Origin of the sequence: Luteitalea sp., from assembly GCA_009377605.1 — a bacterium.
Classification (GTDB): Bacteria; Acidobacteriota; Vicinamibacteria; order Vicinamibacterales; family Vicinamibacteraceae; genus WHTT01.
Window position 1 is genome coordinate 1 of record WHTT01000182.1, and the last position, 3446, is coordinate 3446.

Genomic DNA, 3446 nt, shown 5'->3' on the forward strand with positions numbered 1-3446 from the left:
ATCGATCATGCGTTTCACACTGACGATGGATTATCTGTTATCGGACGGCTGATCTTGAACGAGGGGTACGGTCTTCGGTGACACCCTGAACCTCTGGCGGAATCGGTGGGCCTCGCCGTTGCTCGTGACGGGGCCCTGCTCGTCAGCGACGACGGATCCAAATCAGTCTGCGCGTGAGGTATAGCCGTTGGCCCACGAGACCGTGAATCAACGGGTCGCTGGCAGTTCGTGCGCCTGCCGGGCGCTAGACGCTACAATCGGTCGTCGCCCTCTCTTCGAGGCACGATGAGATTGTCCGTCTGTCACCCGGCATGGCCACGATCTACGACGTCGCAGAACGCGCCCGCGTCTCGACCGCCACGGTGTCTGCTGTCCTGAACGGGACGACGTATGTCAGCCCGGAGCTGACCAAGCGCGTGCGGGCAGCGGTCAAGGCGCTCGACTATACCGTCAACGAGCTGGCCCGCAGCGTGAAGATCTCGGCGACGCGCACGGTTGGGATGCTGATCCCCGACATCGCGAGCCCGTTCTACGCGCGAGTGGTCCGTGGCGTCGAAGACGTGCTGCGGCGCGAGGGGTATTCGTTGCTCCTCGGCAACACCTACAACGACGTCGCGGAGCAGTCGCGCTGCCTGTCGGTGTTCCGGGCCAAGCAGGCCGACGGCCTGCTGCTCTTCGTCGCGCCCGGCGAAGCAGAGGACGTGCGGCGGCTGGTCGCAACGAAGAAGCCGGTCGTCTTCGTCGGCCGCGAGCCGCGCGGCTTCAAGGCCGACACCGTGGTCTCCGACAACGCGCAAGGCACGAGCCTCGCCATCAAGCGGTTGATCCGGCGCGGTCACCGGCGCATCGGGCTCGTCACTGGACATTTGTCGCTCTCAACAGGCGCTGACCGCGTGACAGGCTGGCGCCGTACGCTGCGGAAGCACCGGCTGCCCGCCGACGATCGGTACGTCGCCGTGGGCAAGTGGACCGTCGAGTCGGGTCAGGCGGCGGCCGCGCAGCTCCTCGCTCTCGATCCGCCGCCGACAGCAATCTTCGCGGGCAACTTCCTGATGATGGTCGGGGTACTGCGTGCGATCCGCGCGCGCGGGCTCACATCGCCGCAGGACGTCGAGGTGATGAGCTCCGACGACTCCGAGTGGCTCGACGTGTTCGAGCCGCGTATCTCCACGGTCGAGCAGCCCAGCTATGCGTTGGGCACGGAGTCCGCTGAGCTCCTGCTCAAGCGCATCCGCCGCCCGCAGCGACGGTTCGAGCGCATCGTCCTCGCCCCCTCGCTGCGGGAGCGCGACTGAACGGCTAACGCCCCGGCGGGCCAAAACCTCGCGCCGCGTCATCGAGCACGAGCACCCAATCCTGTCCGTCTCCCCTCGTCGGCGGGCGGAACTCCTTCGAACCGCGCCGCGGCGCCTCGCCGGCATCCTGCACCGAGCCGTCTCGCGGGTCGAACCACCACGCTCGCACGGTGACGCCCGAGAGACGGGTGAGCCTGACGGTCATGGGAGCACCTGACGGCAGGTACACGAAGGCGTAGGCGCCATCCCTATCGCGCGTCGCGCGGGCGTGGTTGCGCCCAGTGCCAGTGTCGCGCTCGAACAGATCCTGATCCGGCACACGCGACAGGAATGGACGCGACAACACGAGGTTCTTCAGGTGGGCCATCTGCTGGGCGCCCGGCGCCTCGAGGGCTTCGGCCCAGGGCAGATCCGCGCCGAACACAAGCTTTTCGCCCTTTCTGGTCCAGCGGATGAAGCTGCGATGTCCATACGTGTGGCCGAAGCCACCCGCGAAGACGTTCCAGTACGCTGCGCGGCGCACGTCCCAGGGCGAGATCCGCGGCAAGGGCGATTCGTTCGTCCCGCCTCCGAGCGAATGGGACGCTTCGTACGCGACCTCCGAATCAAACGTAGGCTTCGTTGGCGTCTTGCCGTAATCCCGCTCTACGGTTTCGTAGTTCGCGAAGTCGCGCGCGGTGGTCGTCTGGATCATGTTGAAGTCGAGCCACGGCTCCTCGTGGAGCCGTTCCGAAGACGAGTGATTGCCCCCTTTGGGGTGATAGCTCATCAAGGTGGTTGACCAGTCGGCCGTCCCGTCATGTCGATCCACGCCGCTGACGCCATCGGCGATCCCTTCGGCAATCGCACGCGTCATGGCGAGCCGCTCCGGGTTGTCCACGTCCGTGGCGTCCCGGTGCGGATCGCCGCCGAGCACCCAGACGAGATTGGAGCGCTCGGCATACCGCGCCCCAAGAAAGTGGCCATACCCGTACGCGACACCGGCGTCGCGAACGAGCGGATGATCCGCCGGAACGTTGACCATCCAGGCCGGAAGGATGGCAAGGTACATGTTGTGCTCGGCAGATACATCGACGATGTCGTCGACCATATCCCAGTAGTCGTCGGCGGCCCCCGGCCGTACCCGCGGCGTGGCGCGATCCTCCTCGAACGCCGTGTGGCCCTCGACGTTCCGCGAGGCTTCGAAGATGATCGCGGCTTGGACGACAGTAAACCCCTGCGCGGCGCGGGTGCGGAAGTAGGCGTCAACCGCCGGCTGGTCCGGCGCCGCGTCGCGGGCAGCCTTCTCGAACATCGCCCAGGCGGTGTCCGCGAGCCAGAAGAAAGGGGCGCCTCCCTCACACACCAGAAAGCGACCGTTGGCCGCAACCTCCAGACGAGGCAGACGCGCCGCGCCGTCCGGCGCCTCGGTCGACCGAGAGTCCCAGACAAGGTTCGCTGCGAGAACCGATACGAGTAAATAAGCTCCAATTGCCAAGATCACCTCATCCGGCTAGTCCCAATTCGAGAGTACTTCCCCGCCGTCTCTTCAGTTCACAGTCTGCACGTCGCCGGGGGCCACCCATTGCCTTGCACTATCATCCAGCACGAGTACCCAATCATTTTCAATTCCCGTTGTTGGTGGAACAAATCGCAAGCTGTCCTCACTTCTTTGCAGACCAATCTTCAGCGCTTCACCGTTTCTCGGATTGAACCACCATGCCGCTATCTTCTCTGCTTTCATCCAGGACACGTCGACCCCAATTCTTCTTCCGACCGGTAGATAGATCATGGCGTAGCTATCGCCCTTGTCCCGGAGCGCCGTCATATATTCTCCCTTTACGCCTTGTCCACTCTTGATGATTGTTTGATCCGGAACCCGGCTCAGCGGAGGCCTTGATAAAATCAGCCTCCTTAGGTAACCCGCCTGGAAAGCTCCGGGCCGGTCGAGAGCTTCGGTCCAGTAGCGGTCAGGAAATCCCATTGGCTCTTCCCTCTCGCTGTAGAATTGTCGTATGGCTTGATGTCCGTAGGTGACTCCACATGCCCCGGAAAATACCGACCGGTACAGTTGCTTGCGGACGTCATAGTCCCTGAAATAGCCGTTCTCCACTTTCCAATTCACAGGATGGTCCTCATAATTCGGCTCACCGTCGAGGACCGGCTTGGCAG

General features: G+C 63.9%; 3 protein-coding genes. 1 reads left to right on the forward strand and 2 read right to left on the reverse strand.

What is annotated here, in order from left to right; all coding sequences use genetic code 11:
- The first annotated feature begins 311 nt into the window (after positions 1–311).
- Positions 312–1295 (forward strand): substrate-binding domain-containing protein, encoded by a 984-nt coding sequence (locus tag GEV06_28200; GenBank protein MPZ21738.1) that lies wholly within the window; start codon positions 312–314, stop codon positions 1293–1295.
- A 4-nt stretch (positions 1296–1299) separates the two neighbouring features.
- Here GEV06_28200 and GEV06_28205 read toward each other — a convergent pair whose 3' ends face one another.
- Positions 1300–2778, reverse strand: coding sequence for a DUF4038 domain-containing protein (locus tag GEV06_28205; protein ID MPZ21739.1), 1479 nt, complete (start codon positions 2776–2778; stop codon positions 1300–1302).
- A 45-nt stretch (positions 2779–2823) separates the two neighbouring features.
- Positions 2824–3446: DUF4038 domain-containing protein (locus tag GEV06_28210; GenBank protein MPZ21740.1), on the reverse strand; the 623-nt coding region annotated here is incomplete at its 5' end.

Excerpts from the sequence above, each read along its gene's own strand:
- GEV06_28200 (MPZ21738.1), top strand. The coding sequence starts at position 312 with ATGGCCACGATCTACGACGTCGCAGAACGCGCCCGCGTCTCGACCGCC.